We start from the raw sequence: 15,854 nt of genomic DNA on the forward strand, positions 1-15,854 counted from the left end.
TCATTGCTTGGATATTAAAGCTACTTTAATATCGTAAAAAATTTTTAACCTATCGAAAATTAATATATTTATTAAAATACTAATGATTTTTGCTTTCCAATTGGGTACTATGCCATATCTTTAATAATTTTTCTTTTAAAATTTTATTTTTTTAAGAAAAAGTATCCTTAACATAGGATGATATCATGACACAAGACGAATTAAAAAAGGCGGTAGGCTGGTCAGCCTTAAAATATATTAAACCAGATTCATATGTTGGAGTAGGAACGGGCTCTACAGCATCTCATTTTATTGATGCCTTGGCGACAATCAAAGATCAGATTAAAGGCACTGTTTCAAGTTCGGAAGCCTCGACACAAAAATTGAAGAGCTATGGCATTCCAGTACTAGACTGTAATGATGTTGATAGCTTAGATGTATATGTTGATGGCGCTGACGAAATAAATCAACAATTACAAATGATCAAAGGCGGAGGAGCCGCTTTAACACGTGAAAAAATAGTTTCAGCACTTGCAAAACAGTTTATCTGTATTGTGGATGAATCAAAGGTTGTCGATGTATTAGGAAAATTCCCATTACCTGTAGAGGTAATTCCGATGGCTCGTTCCTATGTTGCCCGTGAGTTAGTTAAACTTGGCGGTAAACCAATATATCGACAAGGGGTCGTGACCGATAATGGCAATGTTATTTTAGATGTGCATGATCTTCTTATTACCAATCCGGTGGAATTAGAACATCGTATTAATAATATTGCTGGTGTGGTAACCGTTGGATTATTTGCCAATAGAGGGGCAGATATCGCACTAGTTGGATGCAGCTCAGGTGTAAAAGAGTTAAATAAAACTATTTAATTTTTAAAAAATTATAGTAAATACCTATTATATTTTGATGGATAGAGAGGAAATAATGGTTGTTCAGGCGTTAACGAAAGATGAAAACAAGTTTGTATTACTTGAAGGGATCCACCCTAGTGCGGTTGAAACACTTAAATCAGCAGGTTATAACAACATTGAATATCATAAAGGTGCATTATCTAAATCTGAACTTAAAGACGTATTAAAAGATGCAAGATTTATTGGTATTCGCTCAAGGACACACTTAACGAAAGATATCATTGATGCTGCACCTAAACTTGCTGGGATTGGTTGTTTTTGTATTGGAACCAATCAAGTTGAACTTGAAGCTGCTACCGTTAAAGGAATTCCTGTTTTTAATGCACCGTTTTCTAATACTCGTTCAGTTGCAGAACTCGTATTAGCTGAAGCGATTTTATTACTTCGTCGAGTACCAGAAGCCAATGCTAGAGCTCATCAAGGCAAATGGAACAAAATAGCCACTGGCTCTCACGAAGCACGAGGTAAAAATTTAGGCATCATTGGTTACGGTCATATTGGTAGTCAATTGAGTGTACTTGCTGAATCATTAGGTATGAATGTTTACTTTTATGATATTGAAACCAAATTGCCATTAGGAAATGCCAAACAAATTGCAACCATGAAAGAATTACTTGCTATGAGTGATATTGTTAGTATGCATGTTCCTGAAAATGCGACGACAATTAAAATGATTGGCAAATCAGAAATTGATATGATGAAATCAGGTGCAATTTTGCTTAATGCTTCCCGCGGCAGTGTAATCGATATTGATGCGCTCACTCAAGCGCTAGAAGCCAATAAGCTTAGTGGTGCAGCAATTGATGTATTTCCAACTGAACCGGCTAGCAATAGTGATCCATTTGAATCGCCATTGTGTAAATTTGATAATGTCATTATTACTCCTCATATTGGCGGTTCAACCAGTGAAGCTCAAGAAAATATTGGTATTGAAGTAGCAACAAAACTAGCTAAATATTCAGACACCGGGGCAACACTTTCCGCAGTTAATTTTCCTAAAGCTGCTTTGCCAATTCCAGCAAAAGGTTCAAGTCGTTTTATCAATATTCATCACAATCAACCTGGCGTATTAACGGCAATTAATACGTTATTTGCAGAACAAGGCCTGAACATATCAGCACAATATTTGCAAACCGATCCTTTAATTGGTTATGTTGTTATTGATATCGATAGAGTAGAACAAAGCAAAGCCGAAGAGTTATTAGTAAAATTAAAAAATGTAGATGGTACCATTCGAGCTAGATTATTATTTTAATTTATCTTAGCGATATGTTCCAATGATCCTTTTTCAAAGGATTTAATGAATAAAAAACGTTTGAGCGTATATCTATACTGTCGGAAATGATCTAAAACGGTTAAAGACTCAAAGCTTATTATTAAACCAATTTTAATAAGCTTTGATATTCATTATTAGGTTTGATGCATAACTTTGGGCTGAACCCTTTTTAAGATTTTTTATCTGGATTTTTTATTTGGTTAACGGCTTTACTTTTATTACTTTAATGCCCTTTTGCATTAATGCATCATAATATTTATCATCTAAATTATTATCTGTAATGATGGTATCGACAGCACTTAAATCACACACCACATTTGGACTGCGTCTTCCAAATTTTGAAGAATCCGCTAATAAGATTAATTTCGCAGCCGCTTTACTCATTGCAACACTACCATGATAGCTTTCATTAAATGTAGTAACTCCACCAACTAAATCTACGCCATCTGCACCCATAAAGAGTTTATCAAACGTGTAGGATTCAAAAGCAGCAATGGCGGACGCATTATTGCTATGGAATGAGGCTGATTTACGGCGAAATGTTCCGCCCGTTAAGATAATAGTTTGGTCATTATCATTAGCGACCAGTTCATTTACCATATGTAAGCTATTGGTCATAATAGTTAAATTATTGAATCTAGCAAGCATAGGGATCATTTGAGCAACCGTGCTACCAGCATCAAAAATGATTGAATCACCTTCATGGATCAATTTAGAGGCTTCTTCGGCAATCGCCTTTTTTTGAGCAGTATTAATGTAAGTTTTATGATCGATGGCTCGGTCACCAATTTCGCGGTTTAGCATAGCACCACCATAAGTACGCAAAACTAAACCACTTTCATGAAGTTGTGTAAGATCTTTACGGATAGTTGTGCCAGTAGTTTTAAAGTGTTCAACCAGTTCATCAACACTAACTTGTCCATGACTTTGCAAATATTCTAAAATAGCTGTCTGTCTTTGCCTTACCTTCATGCTTGGATCCCATCACTATAACTAGCGTATAAAAATTTTTATTTTATATAATTATTATACTTTATAATGAAAGAAAATACTTTTCAAAATAAAAGTTAATTTTCATTTATTGGCAGTCAAAGCGACAGTTAATGCACTTTGTGAAGATGGCTCATTAGGGAATACCTTTTCAGGTATGATATCTAAAACGGACAATCCATGTAATTGTGAGATAGGTTTGGGTATAGCAAAAATCGTAATCCCTTTCATAATAACCGAATCAATGACTACCTGATTTTCATCTAACGAAATCGCAATTAATACTCTGGGTTTAAAACGTTTATTTTTACTACGACCAACTCCCAAGTACATACCCTTTTTCAAAGATAAAAAAGCATGATTAAAACGGCGTATTTGAAACCAACTAAAAATAATTTGGATACACCACGCAATCAATGCCATGACAATTAGCGTATTGGTCATATTCATGATTAATCCTTTTTATATAAATTAAATAATAAAGTGCGATAAGTTTTAAATTAACTTACGCACTTTATTCTCATTAAAACATCACTTGACCACCCGTTATATTAATTGATTGTCCTGTACAATAAGAAGCTTTGTCACTTGCATAAAATAATAAGACATTAAGTACATCTTGATAATCACAACCACGTTTAAGGGGTACTTTATCAATATAAACTTGCTCAACTTGATCTTCTGCAATACCTAACTTTTTAGCATACTGAGGTATTAATGATTGGAACATTGGCGATTTTAATAAATTACCTAACATTAATGAGTTGACTGTAATTCCATAATCAGCAAGATCCAGCGCCAGTGATTGAGTTAACCCAACACCGCCAAATTTAGCCGCACTGTATCCAGAGTTATGTTTACTGCCGACTTTACCTGATTTAGAGTTAATTTGAATAATTCGACCCGGGATTTTATGATTTACCATTAATTTAGCAAATTCACGTGCACATAAGAAATAACCAGTAAGGTTTACATTCACTGATAGTTGAAAATCGCTTAATACGAAATTAGTAATTGGCGCAGCTTTAGCAACGCCGGCGCTGTACACCATTAAATCCGCACGTTTAAAAGTATCATTAACATCATTTGCCAACTGAATAACACTTTCTTCGTTTGTTGCATCAACCCCAAAACCTTTAGCAGTACCTGCACCATGCTTTTGGTTTATCTCGTCTGCAACTTTATTGGCGTTTGCGATATTTAAATCAGCAACGGCAACCTTGTATCCAGCATCAGCAATACCCTTACATAAAAATTCACCTAAAGTTTGACCACCACCTACAATAACTGCTACTTGTTTCATCTTTTATTTTCCTTAATTATTTAAAATTTTAATTTCATCACCTACAAAAAGTTTTTCAGGGATTTCACCCTTTACATGCACCGTTCCGGGTAATTCAGCTTGACGATTACCATCAAACCTTATTGTGATATGTCCTAATTGTTGAAAATTAACATTTGCTACATCACCTACCGCGGTAATGTTATAAATATGATGACCTAAATGAATCACTTGTCCGACTTGTAAATCCTGCTTTAAAACATCATGACTATGAATAAAGCAGTAATCGGCTAAATCGGCTGGCGCACCGGTTTTAAATAGAATTAGCATGCCATCAGCTAATGCTTCTGACGCAAATTCACCAATTTGATTAATGTTTGATTGATAGATAACATTTGACATTCTTAACCTTCTTATTTTCTGTACTAAACACTAATTTTTATTGCGATTGTTAGCTTAAAACGGGATGCGCAATCCCATTTTTTAATCGGTTTATTGATAGATAAATAATGAAACGCCCCAAGCAATTAATACGGTTGGTGCTCCCGTTAAAAAGCGACTAACAAGTACCGAAGGTACGCCAACTCTAACGGTATCTTGCTTAGCTTCTGCCAATGACAAACCAACCGGTATAAAGTCACATGCTGCTTGCGCATTAATGGCAAATAATGCTGGTAAAGCGAGATGAGGTGGAATATTACCCAGCCCTATTTGCACCCCAACTAAGGTTCCAATAACTTGTGCAATAACCGCGCCCGGTCCTAAGAACGGTGAAAGCAAAGGGAAAGAACAGATTAGCGCCAATATAACTAGACCAAGTGGATTATTAGCTAATGGCACAAGACCATGTGCAATAAAGTCGCCTAACCCAGATGCGATGATAATTCCGATTAATGCCGATACAAACGCCATAAAGGGAAGAATGGTTTTAAGTACGGTATCGATAGTGTCACGACCCGCTTGGAAGAAAACGGCAACACCCGATCCCATTCCGATACCGATTTTTGCTAGTAAACCATCACTTTGTTCAGTAATTTTTTTACTGCTATCATAATCTTTAAATTCAGATACGGTTTTGCTCGCTTGCGATGCAGCTTGGTTAACAGCATCCCCCTCTTTTTCAATTAATGTGATATTGTTTGGTTTTACGGCTGAAACATAGATGTCTTCAACAATATATTGAGCAAGAGGCCCGGATTTGCCCGTTGCATGAATATTAATCGTTGGTATACGATTTTTTGGATAAATACCGCAACGTAATGTGCCACCGCAATCAATAACCGCTACGCCAATTTCTTCTTTAGGTGGTTCGCCTTCTTTAAAACCATCAATTGCTTGCCAGCCTGTTAATTGAGTGAGTGTGTCAACTATTGCTGGTCGCGTACCGGCTGCAATATAGACGATTTTTTTTCCTGCAATGATAGGAAGTTCTAAAGGTCCGCCCCAACCCGATTCACCTTTTTCTATACGAATAAATTTAGCCATTTTGTGTTCCTTACCATTGTTATAAATGCACTTTTCTATCTAATTTAATGCCCATTTTTTTTTCAAAAATGGCAGTACAAAAATCTGTGATCCAACCTCTAAAGAAGTTGGTGCCTAAACCGACAAGGAAATAGCTAACCGCTAAAGGACCTAACGGTAAATTTAAAGTGGTTAAGCCAGCTGCGACCCCTAAATAAACAAAAAGTTCACCAGGGTTAACATGAGGAAATAAACCATTCATTGAATGGCAGCTATAAGATGAAGCAGCGTAATAACTTGGTTTATAAAACTCTGGCATAAAGCGACCTAAACTTAATGTCATTGGATTACAAAACACAAAAGTACCAATTAACGGTAAAATTAAATAACGAGAAACAGGATTACCAGCACAAGCTTGAGCTAAACGTTCGATACGTTCTTGGCCGATAAATTTAATAAGTGCGTTCATCACAACCAGTAATGAAATTAATAATGGTAAAATCGACGTTACCATCCCCACAAAAACTTTGCCTCCTTCTTGGAATAAACCAATAAACCATTCGGCACCAAATGAAATAGCATCAATCATAATGTCTCCTATTGAGTTAAATTTCGATTAAATACTATCAACTTCAAAAACAAATAACTTTTAACTCGATCACATTTTGAAATATTTTCTTTTATTGTGAAAGAAATTTATTAGAAAATAATTAAAAAAAGGAAAGTGTATGAAATGAGTGTTATCCATAGATTGCTAAAATAGCAGTGATAGCCAACAATAGCTCATTTTGATTGGACTTTGATTGCCAGTTAGCGTAATTTGTAAATACACACTTATTTTGTTTTTCAACTTAAGGAGAATATCATGGCTAAAAGTATTACCTCTTCTAAATCTAAAAAAGCAGCTAGCGCAAAGAAACTACAGCAAGCAGCAATTTTGTTCCCTACTGATTTAGGTCAAAAAGCATCAAAAGATATTTCCGGCGCAATGAACTCTGTATTAGCAGATGTATTTGCTTTATATTTAAAAACTAAAAACTTTCATTGGCATGTAAGTGGCCCTCATTTTCGTGATTATCACTTAATGTTAGATGATCATGGTGACGAATTATTCGCAATGACCGATCCAATTGCTGAACGTGTGCGTAAATTAGGTGGCACAACATTGCGCTCTATTGGTCACATTTCAAAATTACAAAGTATTTCTGATAATGATGCGGATTTTGTTGAGCCGTCAGATATGATTGCTGAACTCTGCCAAGATAATATTAAACTTACCACTCGTATGCGGGTTGCACATGATATTTGTGATAAATATAACGATTCGGCAACAGCAAGTTTAATTGAAGAGTGGATAGATCAAACAGAAAAACGTGCTTGGTTTTTGTTTGAAACCAGTCGTAAATTGGATTCTTCAGGTCACTAAAAATTTAGTAATGTTGAATCATTATCCCTAATAAGAGACACATTATTGTGTCTCTTTATCTTTCTGTTAAGGGGAATTACAAATGAGTAAAAAAATAGCTGTACTTGTTGGTAGTTTACGTAAAGATTCTTTCAATTTAAAAGTAGCGAAGGTATTTAAGCAAATTGCACCACAATCACTATCACTCGATATTATCGAGATCGGCGATTTACCTTTTTATAATGAAGATATTGATACAGACACCCCACCCCAATCCTACGTTCGTTTTCGTCAAGAAATTGCCAATTGTAATGGTGTAATTTTTGTTACCCCAGAATATAACCGAGGTTTACCAGCTGTAATTAAAAATGCTTTGGATGTCGGCTCTCGTCCTTATGGTAAAAGTGTTTGGTCCAAAAAACCTGCGGCGGTAATTTCTGTATCACAAGGCGCTATAGGCGGTTTTGGTGCTAATCATCAATTACGACAATCATTCGTTTTTCTTGATATGCCAACCTTACAGCAACCTGAAGCCTATATAGGAAATATTAATAACGCTTTTGATGAAAATGGGAATATGAACGAGAAAACCAAAGAATTTCTTTCTGCTATTATCAACAGTTATGCACATTGGGTTGAAAAGTTAAGTTAATTATGTTTTATTGAGTACCCACAGTTCTAATTAACTGTGGGTTTATTTTGCAATTGATAAAGTTTTGACATGACAACAATTTATTTTCCAACCAATGAACAACAATTATTAAACCGTGCCCAATTAGTTGCGGGTTATACGTTTGGTGAAATAGCCCATTATCTCAATATGCCGGTACCGAATAATCTTAATAAGCAAAAAGGCTGGGCGGGTAATCTTATTGAGACCTTTTTAGGTGCGAATGCTGGAAGTAAAGCGGAACGCGATTTTGCTAATTTAGGCATTGAACTAAAAACAATTCCAATCAACAAACAAGGTAAACCATTAGAAACCACCTTTGTTAGTGTTACGCCATTAATGGCGAATCATGGTGTGATTTGGGAAACGAGTCATGTCAAATATAAACTCAGTAAAGTACTTTGGATCCCAATTGAAGGAGAAAGAACCATTCCTCTTGCAGATAGAAAAGTGGGGCATCCTATTTTATGGACACCAACGCACGAACAAGAGCAACAGCTTAAGCAAGATTGGCAAGAATTGATGGATATGATAGCACTGGGTCAAGTGGAAAAGATTACCGCTCGCTATGGTACTTATCTACAAATCAGACCTAAAGCAGCAAATGGAAAAGCATTAACTGAAGCAATTGGTGAAAACGGACAAATTATCCTAACACGTCCAAGAGGATTCTATCTTAAAAAATCTTTTACTTTACAGATTTTACAAAACGCAACACCTTCTTTTATTAAAGAATAATCATAATTCAATTTTCCCCCTCAAATTTATAAAGTTTAACCTTACAAATTACTACTTTTTTATATCACCATAAAAGAAATTTCTTTTATTTTGCAAGAAAATCAAATCTAAATCACATTTCTTCACATTTGTGATTTACTTTGATTATTTGTGAATATAAATTCACCTAAACATTTGTGAAGCAACAAGAGAATTTGTGAAAGAGGTGTGATATGAACTTTATATTAGCTGGCCATGGAAACATTGCTATTGAAATGAAAAAGAGTATTGAAATGATAGCTGGAGAATATGCAAACCTACATGCTATTACTTTTCAATTAGGTGAAAGTATTGAGAGTTTAAAAGATAAATACCTAAAAATTATTAGTCAATCAACTGAGCAACCATTCATTATTATTACTGATATCTTTTCCGGTAGCCCCTATAACGCAGCGGCAATGTTGGCAATGCAAAATGGCAATATTGAAGTCATCAGTGGCTTATCCTTACCACTTTGTTTAGCGTTATTACATATTGATTACGCCTCAATCAGCTTAGAAGAAACTTTTGAACAACTTAACGACATGAAAGCAGATTTTATCAAATCTTTCAGTCAACTATCCAAAAACATCGCTAAACATGAGGAATTTTAAATGATTATAAATTTAGTCCGTATTGATGACCGTTTAATACATGGTCAAGTCACGACTGTTTGGACCAAAGAGGCCAAAGCAGAAAGAATAATTGTTGTTAGTGATGAAGTGGCTAATGACGAAATTCGTTCCACTTTAGTTAAACAAGCGGCTCCTCCTGGAATTAAAGTTTCTGTAGTGAGTATTGCTAAAGCGGCGGCTGTTTATAAAAACCCTAAATATGAAAATGATACGGTGTTTTATCTTTTTACCAACCCAACAGATGTCATGCGACTGATTGAAGAAGGTGTACCAATTAAAAGTATCAATATTGGCGGTATGTCTTTCAAAACAGGCAAAAAGCAGATTACTAAAGCTGTTTCACTCGATGAAAACGATGTATCAGCATTTAGAAAAATGCATCAGATGGGGGTTGATCTGTGCTTAAAAGTGGTGATTACCGATCCTACCGTCGATTTTATCAAATTGCTTGACCAAGAATTTCCATATTAACAACCATCATTAGTAATAAATAAGGAGGTAGAAAATGGAAATTTCATTATTTCAAATTGTATTAATTTTTATTTTTTCTTGTATCGCAGGAATGGGAAGTGTACTTGATGAGTTTCAAACCCATCGGCCATTAATTGCTTGTACCGTGATAGGTTTAATCTTAGGCGATATAAAAACAGGTATTATTTTGGGCGGTACGCTTGAATTGATAGCATTAGGTTGGATGAATATAGGTGCCGCTCAGTCACCCGATTCAGCACTCGCTAGTGTTATATCAGCAATTTTAGTTGTCGTTGGTAAACAAGATATTCAAACCGGAATTGCAATCGCCCTACCCGTTGCTGCCGCTGGACAAGTTTTAACGGTATTTGCAAGAACCATCACGGTTGCCTTTCAACATGAAGCGGATAACGCCGCTGAAAAAGTTCAATTCAAAAAAATAGAGCTTTTGCATTTTAGTGCGCTGTTTGTACAAGCATTGCGAGTGGCAATACCTGCAACTTTAGTTGCCATTTATGTTGATGCAAACACCGTCAAAAGCTTATTAAATCTGTTACCAGATATTGTTACTGGGGGACTTGCTGTTGCCGGTGGTTTTATTGTTGTAGTTGGTTATGCAATGGTCTTGAACATGATGATGGTTAAATATCTGGCCCCTTTCTTCTATTTAGGGTTTGTTCTTGGTGGGTATTTGAATTTTAGTTTACTGTCATTTGGCATTTTAGGCGTCATTTTTGCCATTATTTATGTTCAATTAAATTCTAAATTTAATACAACTAAAAGTAATGAAACAAACATTAATGTCGTGACCAATAACCATTCAATCATTGCTGATGATGAATTAGATGATTAATAAGTAAAGGGTTTTATTATGAAAGAAGTATTAAATACTATACAAAAGAAAGATATTGTCAGCACATTTATTCGATCTAATTTTCAACAAGCATCTTTCAACTATGAGCGAATTCATGCCTTAGCTTTTTGTGTCGATATGATTCCGACAATTAAACGGGTATACAAAACAAAAGAAGAGCAACGAGAAGCATTAAAAAGACATCTAACCTTTTTCAATACAACACCTGCAATGTGTGGGCCTGTTTTGGGCGTCACCATGGCAATGGAAGAAGCCAGAGCAAATGGCGCAGATATTTCTGATGGCACGATTAACAGTTTGAAAGTTGGTCTTATGGGGCCTTTAGCGGGTGTGGGAGATCCATTAGTTTGGGGCACATTACGTCCAATTACCGCCGCTCTTGGTGCATCATTAGCGCTTACTGGAAATATCGCTGGTCCATTACTGTTTTTTATCCTCTTTAACTTAATTCGAATTGCGATGAAATGGTATGGCTTAACTTATGGGTTATCGAAAGGAATCGGAATCGTTAAAGATCTATCCGGTAATATTCTTCCAAAATTAACTGAAGGTGCGTCTATTTTAGGGTTATTCATAATGGGCGTATTGGTCACCAAATGGACCTCGATTAATGTCCCACTTATTGTGTCACAAACTACGGGCATTAATGGTGAAGAGGTCACTATGACAGTACAAGGCATTCTTAACGATCTGGTGCCAGGATTACTCCCTTTAGCATTAACACTGTTAATGATGAAATTATTAAGAAAAAAAGTTAGTCCAATAACTTTGATCTTTGCATTATTTGCGGTAGGCATTATTGGCTATGGTTTAGGTATTCTTGGTTAAAACGATAGATTCAAAACAAAAACTTCACCGCTCAAAATTAATTAACAGGTTCAAAGTCATTACAAAGTGATCGGATAACACTGATTTTTAACCACTAATACAGTTACTTTGAACCTTTTTTACTGAGCAAATTTAATCAATTATTAAAAACAAGAGGAATATATGAAAACTCATGCAGTTAGACTATATGGAAAAAATGATTTGCGATTGGAATCATTTGAACTTCCCAAAATTACTGATGATGAAATTCTAGTGACAGTCATTGTTGATAGTATGTGTATGTCTTCATTAAAACTAGTCAATCAGGGTGAAAATCATAAAAAGACACCACCTGATTTAAAAAATAATCCAATCATTATTGGTCATGAATGTTGTGGTGAAATTATAGAGGTTGGGAAAAATTGGCAGCATAAATTTAAGCCCGGACAAAAATATGTTGTTCAAGCCAATTTGCAACTGACTGATAGTCCATATTGCGTAGGATACTCCTATCCTTATACTGGTGGTTGTGTAACTTACATGATAATCAACCATGATGTATTAAAACAAGACTGTTTGATTCCTTATGATGGACAAACTTATTTCGAAGGTGCATTAATTGAACCTTTATCATGTATTATCGGCGCGTTTAATGCTAATTTTCACTTAAAACCGAATAGTTATGAACATATCATGGGTATAAAACCTAATGGTAATCTGATTATTTTAGGTGGTACTGGTCCGATGGGAATGCTGGCAATAGATTATGCATTAGGTGGTCCTATTGCACCTAAAAAGATAGTCGTAACCGGTCGCAGTAAAGAAAAAATAGAACACTTAAAAACCCTTTACCAATCCCGCAATGGTATTGAATTAGAATTTGTGGATATCTCAAAGACCGATGATCAAGTTACCCTATTAAAAAATAAATCAACAACAGGCAGTTTCGATGATGTTTTTGTTTTCTTACCTTCGCAAGAGTTGATTCAACTTGCCTCTCAATTATTGGCAATTGACGGTTGCCTTAACTTTTTTGCCGGTCCACAAGACAAAAACTTTTCTGCTGAAATTAATTTCTACGATGTTCATTATAACTTTACCCATATCGTTGGCACTTCAGGCGGTAATACTAATGACATGCGCGAAGCGGTTAAACTTATTGAATCGGGAGCAGTCGATGTGGCAAAAATCGTATCGCACATTATGGGTATTGATCACGCGAGTAACATCACTCAAATTCAAGACCAGATTAAAGGAGGAAAAAAATTGGTTTATACTCATAAAAAGTTTGATCTTAAAAATTTGGAATCATTAAATGAAGATGCGGATGATATTGCTTTACACAAAATATTGTCTAAAAATCATGGCATTTGGTCAAAAGAGGCCGAAGATTATGTTTTAAACTATTTTCCTGATATCGATTCTTGATTTTTTGGTATACTCTATTCACTTCAAGTTGTCATACAAAAATGACTTCTTGATGTGAATAAAAACACGGAGTTTTTTAATAACTAAAAATAATAAGATAACGCTACTATGATTAATCAAAATTTTCGCAACGACGAGTTTGAACAACACAAGATGTTAATTAAGATTGCTCAGTTGTATTATGAAGAAAATAAAACACAATCAGAAATAGCAAAAATTGTGAATATACATCGTTCAAGCATTAGTCGCATGTTAAAAACAATACGCGAGCTCGGCATTGTTTCGATTTCGATTAATTATAATTTGTTACCCGATATCGCGTTAGAAGAAAAAATTCGTAAGAAATATCATTTAAAACAAGTTATTGTCGTACCAGTCAATCTTGATATAGACAATGAAAGTAAAAATCAGATTGTTTGTAATGTCGCTTCAAATGTTCTACTCAAAAATATTACCGAGAATGATGTAATTGGTGTGTCTTGGGGTCGATCGATCAATTATATAGTTAATAGCTTAAAAAATGATAATGCTACATTCGAAAACGTTACCATCGTACCAATGATTGGTGGCCCATCTGGCAAGATCGAAACAAAATACCATGTAAATAATATAGCTTATAAACTTTCGGATAAACTTAAAAGTAACGCGATATTAATTGACTACCCTGCCATCGTCGATACCGCTAATTTGAAAACTGAAATCGAAAAAACTCAGCATATGAAGGAACTTAATAATTGGTGGAATAAAATTACCGTTGCTTTATTTAGTATAGGCTGTCCTGCAATATCCAAAAACTCCATTTGGTATGGTTTTTATGGTGAACTTTTTCAAAAAATTACTAACAAAAAAATTGTCGGAGATATTTTGTCACGATTTTACGATAAAAACGGTAAGGAATTACAAACCCCTTTTCATGATCAAATCATTGGTGTTACCTTAGAAAATCTCAAAAAAATTCCTTTAAAAATATGTGCGAGTGGTGATGCGGAAAAACTCAATAGTTTGATTGCGGCATTAAATGCAAATTATATTGATATATTAGTCATTAGCGATGAAATGGCCAATCAATTAGCTAATTAAGCCATTAGATAAACAAATAGATAATTAATACACACCAAAAATAAAACTTCATTTCAATTTTTATAAACTATTTTTCTGTTTTGTGATTCTATTAACAGATTCTTTTACAGTTAACCTAGATAATCATTTGTATATTCACTATTTTGTCTTTTTTACTTTTGATTAAGGAAAAATTATGTATCGGTTAACTATAAAAAATGGATTATCTATTGGTCTATTCTCCCTCACGGCTAGTTTCGGTGTTTTTGCATCGCCTTCATTTTCCCCGGTTACTTTAGAGAAATTAAATATTCCTAATAAACAATGTAATGTTAGAGATTATGGTGCTGAAGCAACAGGTATTTGGTATGACACAAAAGCATTTCAAGCGGCTATCGATGATTGTGTTCAAAAAGGCGGGGGTAAAGTTATTGTCCCTGAGGGTTATTATTTATCAGAACCCCTTTTTTTAAAAAGTAACATTGAATTTCATTTAGAAAAAGGCGCTGTTTTACAAGCTTCTGCTGAAGAAAGTGCTTATCATCCCACAGAAAAACAACAAAAATGGTCAAGCTCGGCTAAATCATTGCCATTGGCTGAACAATGGATTGGCTTTATTAATATTGCAGAAGAAAAGAATATTGCTATCACTGGTGAAGGTATTATTGATGGACAAGGTTCAACGCTTTTAGAAAAATATCGCGCAGAGACTCGTAAGGCAGGAAAAAAAGGACCAACAAATCGTCCACGTTTACTTTTATTTAAAGACGCGAATAATATCTTAATTGAAGGCGTCACCATACAGAATTCACCAAGTTTTCATATCGTTTTTAAAAATGTGGAAGATATTACGATTAACAAAACAACCATATCCGCTCCTGCTTGGTGGCAAAATACTGATGCAATTGATCCAATGAATAGTAGAAGAGTCAGCATTACCAAAAATAATATTAGTGTTGGCGATGATCACGTTGCAATCAAAGCGACCGTAAACAACCTTAGCCATGATTTTTATATTGCTGATAATAACTTTATGCTTGGGCGTGGGTTATCTATTGGCTCAGAAACAAATGGTGGCGTGAGTAATCTGCTTGCTGAAAATAATACTTTCACCGATGCAATGTATGGTATTCGAATAAAATCTCCTCGAGGTAAAGGTGGAGAAGTCAAAGATATTCAATATAACAACAACACAATGATAAATGTAAAAACACCAATTGTACTGTCAGCTTATTATAAAGGAGGACCAACAACTAAAGATGCGAGAGTGAAAGCGTTGCAAGAAGGCGAATTTGCAGGTGGATTTATGCTAGGCGACCAAATCTATCCAGCTGATAATGAACAACCGAAAGAGTATAAAGAAAACGAAACACCTTACTTTAATAACATAAGCTTTAATAATCTTACAGTTAAAGGTAAAACCAATTATGCAGGTTTTATCATTGGAACCCCTGAAAAACCATTTGATAATATCAAATTTTCTAACATTAATATTGAATCTGAACTTGGTTTTAAAATTCGTAATGCCTCCGTAGAGTTCAGTAAAACGACAATTAAGGTAGAAAAAGGATCTGATATTATTAAAGAAAAAGGCAGTAAAATAACTAAGTAATAATAATTTAATGTATTAGTTTAGATTGAACTGGATAAAAAGCTAACAACAGAGGGCGTTATCTGTTTTGATATAAAATATCAAATCGACAATCAAAACAGATAACGCTCATTTCTCATATTCAAAACTTAATGAAACGGTATAGACTCCTGAATTATTTTTACAGATAAACATGAATAAACTCAAGTAAGTGTTATCTAAAAAACAATCAATTGGGATATTTGCTGACAAC

Annotated in this window: 18 protein-coding genes; 12 read left to right on the forward strand and 6 right to left on the reverse strand. The window is 34.7% G+C overall.

The genetic code is table 11. From position 1 onward, the window contains the following. Positions 1-185 precede the first annotated feature (185 nt). Both rpiA and serA read left to right on the forward strand, forming a co-directional pair. A complete protein-coding gene (rpiA, locus tag AC5LW9_RS13340; RefSeq protein ID WP_086327067.1) occupies positions 186-851 on the forward strand; it encodes a ribose-5-phosphate isomerase RpiA in 666 nt (221 codons plus the stop codon). Between the two features lie 55 nt (positions 852-906). Further along, a complete protein-coding gene (serA, locus tag AC5LW9_RS13345; RefSeq protein WP_198236673.1) occupies positions 907-2,148 on the forward strand; it encodes a phosphoglycerate dehydrogenase in 1,242 nt (413 codons plus the stop codon). Positions 2,149-2,361: 213 nt separating this feature from the next. On the opposite strand, the gene srlR is transcribed toward serA, so the two are convergent. From srlR to srlA, 6 genes are all read right to left on the reverse strand, one after another. Continuing rightward, complete coding sequence (gene srlR / locus AC5LW9_RS13350; protein WP_039128984.1) at positions 2,362-3,141, reverse strand: glucitol operon DNA-binding transcriptional repressor SrlR; 780 nt, start codon at positions 3,139-3,141, stop codon at positions 2,362-2,364. Positions 3,142-3,243: 102 nt separating this feature from the next. After that, positions 3,244-3,609, reverse strand: coding sequence for a transcriptional regulator GutM (locus AC5LW9_RS13355; protein ID WP_493456052.1), 366 nt, complete (start codon positions 3,607-3,609; stop codon positions 3,244-3,246). A gap of 73 nt (positions 3,610-3,682) precedes the next feature. Continuing rightward, positions 3,683-4,462, reverse strand: a complete 780-nt coding sequence (gene srlD / locus AC5LW9_RS13360) for a sorbitol-6-phosphate dehydrogenase (RefSeq protein ID WP_039128979.1) — start codon at positions 4,460-4,462, stop codon at positions 3,683-3,685. A gap of 12 nt (positions 4,463-4,474) precedes the next feature. Beyond that, positions 4,475-4,843: a PTS glucitol/sorbitol transporter subunit IIA gene (gene srlB, locus AC5LW9_RS13365; protein ID WP_039128977.1), complete on the reverse strand. Its 369-nt coding sequence runs from the start codon at positions 4,841-4,843 to the stop codon at positions 4,475-4,477. A gap of 90 nt (positions 4,844-4,933) precedes the next feature. Next, positions 4,934-5,926 carry a PTS glucitol/sorbitol transporter subunit IIB gene (gene srlE, locus AC5LW9_RS13370; RefSeq protein ID WP_198228620.1) on the reverse strand — a complete coding sequence of 331 codons (993 nt, stop codon included), beginning with the start codon at positions 5,924-5,926 and terminating at the stop codon, positions 4,934-4,936. Between the two features lie 19 nt (positions 5,927-5,945). Beyond that, the gene (gene srlA / locus AC5LW9_RS13375; RefSeq protein WP_065738381.1) at positions 5,946-6,494 is read right to left on the reverse strand and encodes a PTS glucitol/sorbitol transporter subunit IIC; all 549 of its coding nucleotides are present in this window, start codon (positions 6,492-6,494) and stop codon (positions 5,946-5,948) included. 276 nt (positions 6,495-6,770) lie between these two features. On the opposite strand from srlA, the gene AC5LW9_RS13380 reads away from it, so the two are divergent. From AC5LW9_RS13380 to AC5LW9_RS13425, 10 genes are all read left to right on the forward strand, one after another. After that, positions 6,771-7,331 carry a Dps family protein gene (locus AC5LW9_RS13380; RefSeq protein WP_025314541.1) on the forward strand — a complete coding sequence of 187 codons (561 nt, stop codon included), beginning with the start codon at positions 6,771-6,773 and terminating at the stop codon, positions 7,329-7,331. A gap of 82 nt (positions 7,332-7,413) precedes the next feature. Continuing rightward, positions 7,414-7,962 carry an NADPH-dependent FMN reductase gene (locus AC5LW9_RS13385; RefSeq protein ID WP_086326703.1) on the forward strand — a complete coding sequence of 183 codons (549 nt, stop codon included), beginning with the start codon at positions 7,414-7,416 and terminating at the stop codon, positions 7,960-7,962. A gap of 69 nt (positions 7,963-8,031) precedes the next feature. After that, positions 8,032-8,718, forward strand: a complete 687-nt coding sequence (gene mutH, locus AC5LW9_RS13390) for a DNA mismatch repair endonuclease MutH (protein ID WP_086326704.1) — start codon at positions 8,032-8,034, stop codon at positions 8,716-8,718. Between the two features lie 212 nt (positions 8,719-8,930). Continuing rightward, positions 8,931-9,350, forward strand: a complete 420-nt coding sequence (locus tag AC5LW9_RS13395) for a PTS sugar transporter subunit IIA (protein ID WP_493456053.1) — start codon at positions 8,931-8,933, stop codon at positions 9,348-9,350. Further along, positions 9,351-9,842 carry a PTS sugar transporter subunit IIB gene (locus AC5LW9_RS13400; protein WP_065738377.1) on the forward strand — a complete coding sequence of 164 codons (492 nt, stop codon included), beginning with the start codon at positions 9,351-9,353 and terminating at the stop codon, positions 9,840-9,842. 34 nt (positions 9,843-9,876) lie between these two features. Then, positions 9,877-10,695: a PTS mannose/fructose/sorbose transporter subunit IIC gene (locus AC5LW9_RS13405; protein ID WP_198236670.1), complete on the forward strand. Its 819-nt coding sequence runs from the start codon at positions 9,877-9,879 to the stop codon at positions 10,693-10,695. An 18-nt stretch (positions 10,696-10,713) separates the two neighbouring features. Continuing rightward, positions 10,714-11,544, forward strand: coding sequence for a mannose/fructose/sorbose PTS transporter subunit IID (locus tag AC5LW9_RS13410; protein WP_065738375.1), 831 nt, complete (start codon positions 10,714-10,716; stop codon positions 11,542-11,544). A 162-nt stretch (positions 11,545-11,706) separates the two neighbouring features. Continuing rightward, the gene (locus AC5LW9_RS13415) at positions 11,707-12,951 is read left to right on the forward strand and encodes a zinc-binding dehydrogenase (RefSeq protein WP_493456054.1); all 1,245 of its coding nucleotides are present in this window, start codon (positions 11,707-11,709) and stop codon (positions 12,949-12,951) included. Positions 12,952-13,059: 108 nt separating this feature from the next. Next, positions 13,060-14,031 carry a sugar-binding transcriptional regulator gene (locus AC5LW9_RS13420; protein WP_065738373.1) on the forward strand — a complete coding sequence of 324 codons (972 nt, stop codon included), beginning with the start codon at positions 13,060-13,062 and terminating at the stop codon, positions 14,029-14,031. Between the two features lie 175 nt (positions 14,032-14,206). Continuing rightward, complete coding sequence (locus AC5LW9_RS13425; protein ID WP_493456055.1) at positions 14,207-15,622, forward strand: glycoside hydrolase family 28 protein; 1,416 nt, start codon at positions 14,207-14,209, stop codon at positions 15,620-15,622. Positions 15,623-15,854 lie beyond the last annotated feature (232 nt).

This window comes from Gilliamella sp. LMG 34360, from assembly GCF_984568995.1.

What these genes read in the sequence shown, in the direction of transcription:
- rpiA (WP_086327067.1), top strand. Translation starts at nt 186, where the DNA reads ATGACACAAGACGAATTAAAAAAGGCGGTAGGCTGGTCAGCCTTAAAA.
- serA (WP_198236673.1), top strand. Translation starts at nt 907, where the DNA reads ATGGTTGTTCAGGCGTTAACGAAAGATGAAAACAAGTTTGTATTACTT.
- srlR (WP_039128984.1), bottom strand. Translation starts at nt 3,141, where the DNA reads ATGAAGGTAAGGCAAAGACAGACAGCTATTTTAGAATATTTGCAAAGT.
- AC5LW9_RS13355 (WP_493456052.1), bottom strand. Translation starts at nt 3,609, where the DNA reads ATGAATATGACCAATACGCTAATTGTCATGGCATTGATTGCGTGGTGT.
- srlD (WP_039128979.1), bottom strand. Translation starts at nt 4,462, where the DNA reads ATGAAACAAGTAGCAGTTATTGTAGGTGGTGGTCAAACTTTAGGTGAA.
- srlB (WP_039128977.1), bottom strand. Translation starts at nt 4,843, where the DNA reads ATGTCAAATGTTATCTATCAATCAAACATTAATCAAATTGGTGAATTT.
- srlE (WP_198228620.1), bottom strand. Translation starts at nt 5,926, where the DNA reads ATGGCTAAATTTATTCGTATAGAAAAAGGTGAATCGGGTTGGGGCGGA.
- srlA (WP_065738381.1), bottom strand. Translation starts at nt 6,494, where the DNA reads ATGATTGATGCTATTTCATTTGGTGCCGAATGGTTTATTGGTTTATTC.
- AC5LW9_RS13380 (WP_025314541.1), top strand. Translation starts at nt 6,771, where the DNA reads ATGGCTAAAAGTATTACCTCTTCTAAATCTAAAAAAGCAGCTAGCGCA.
- AC5LW9_RS13385 (WP_086326703.1), top strand. Translation starts at nt 7,414, where the DNA reads ATGAGTAAAAAAATAGCTGTACTTGTTGGTAGTTTACGTAAAGATTCT.
- mutH (WP_086326704.1), top strand. Translation starts at nt 8,032, where the DNA reads ATGACAACAATTTATTTTCCAACCAATGAACAACAATTATTAAACCGT.
- AC5LW9_RS13395 (WP_493456053.1), top strand. Translation starts at nt 8,931, where the DNA reads ATGAACTTTATATTAGCTGGCCATGGAAACATTGCTATTGAAATGAAA.
- AC5LW9_RS13400 (WP_065738377.1), top strand. Translation starts at nt 9,351, where the DNA reads ATGATTATAAATTTAGTCCGTATTGATGACCGTTTAATACATGGTCAA.
- AC5LW9_RS13405 (WP_198236670.1), top strand. Translation starts at nt 9,877, where the DNA reads ATGGAAATTTCATTATTTCAAATTGTATTAATTTTTATTTTTTCTTGT.
- AC5LW9_RS13410 (WP_065738375.1), top strand. Translation starts at nt 10,714, where the DNA reads ATGAAAGAAGTATTAAATACTATACAAAAGAAAGATATTGTCAGCACA.
- AC5LW9_RS13415 (WP_493456054.1), top strand. Translation starts at nt 11,707, where the DNA reads ATGAAAACTCATGCAGTTAGACTATATGGAAAAAATGATTTGCGATTG.
- AC5LW9_RS13420 (WP_065738373.1), top strand. Translation starts at nt 13,060, where the DNA reads ATGATTAATCAAAATTTTCGCAACGACGAGTTTGAACAACACAAGATG.
- AC5LW9_RS13425 (WP_493456055.1), top strand. Translation starts at nt 14,207, where the DNA reads ATGTATCGGTTAACTATAAAAAATGGATTATCTATTGGTCTATTCTCC.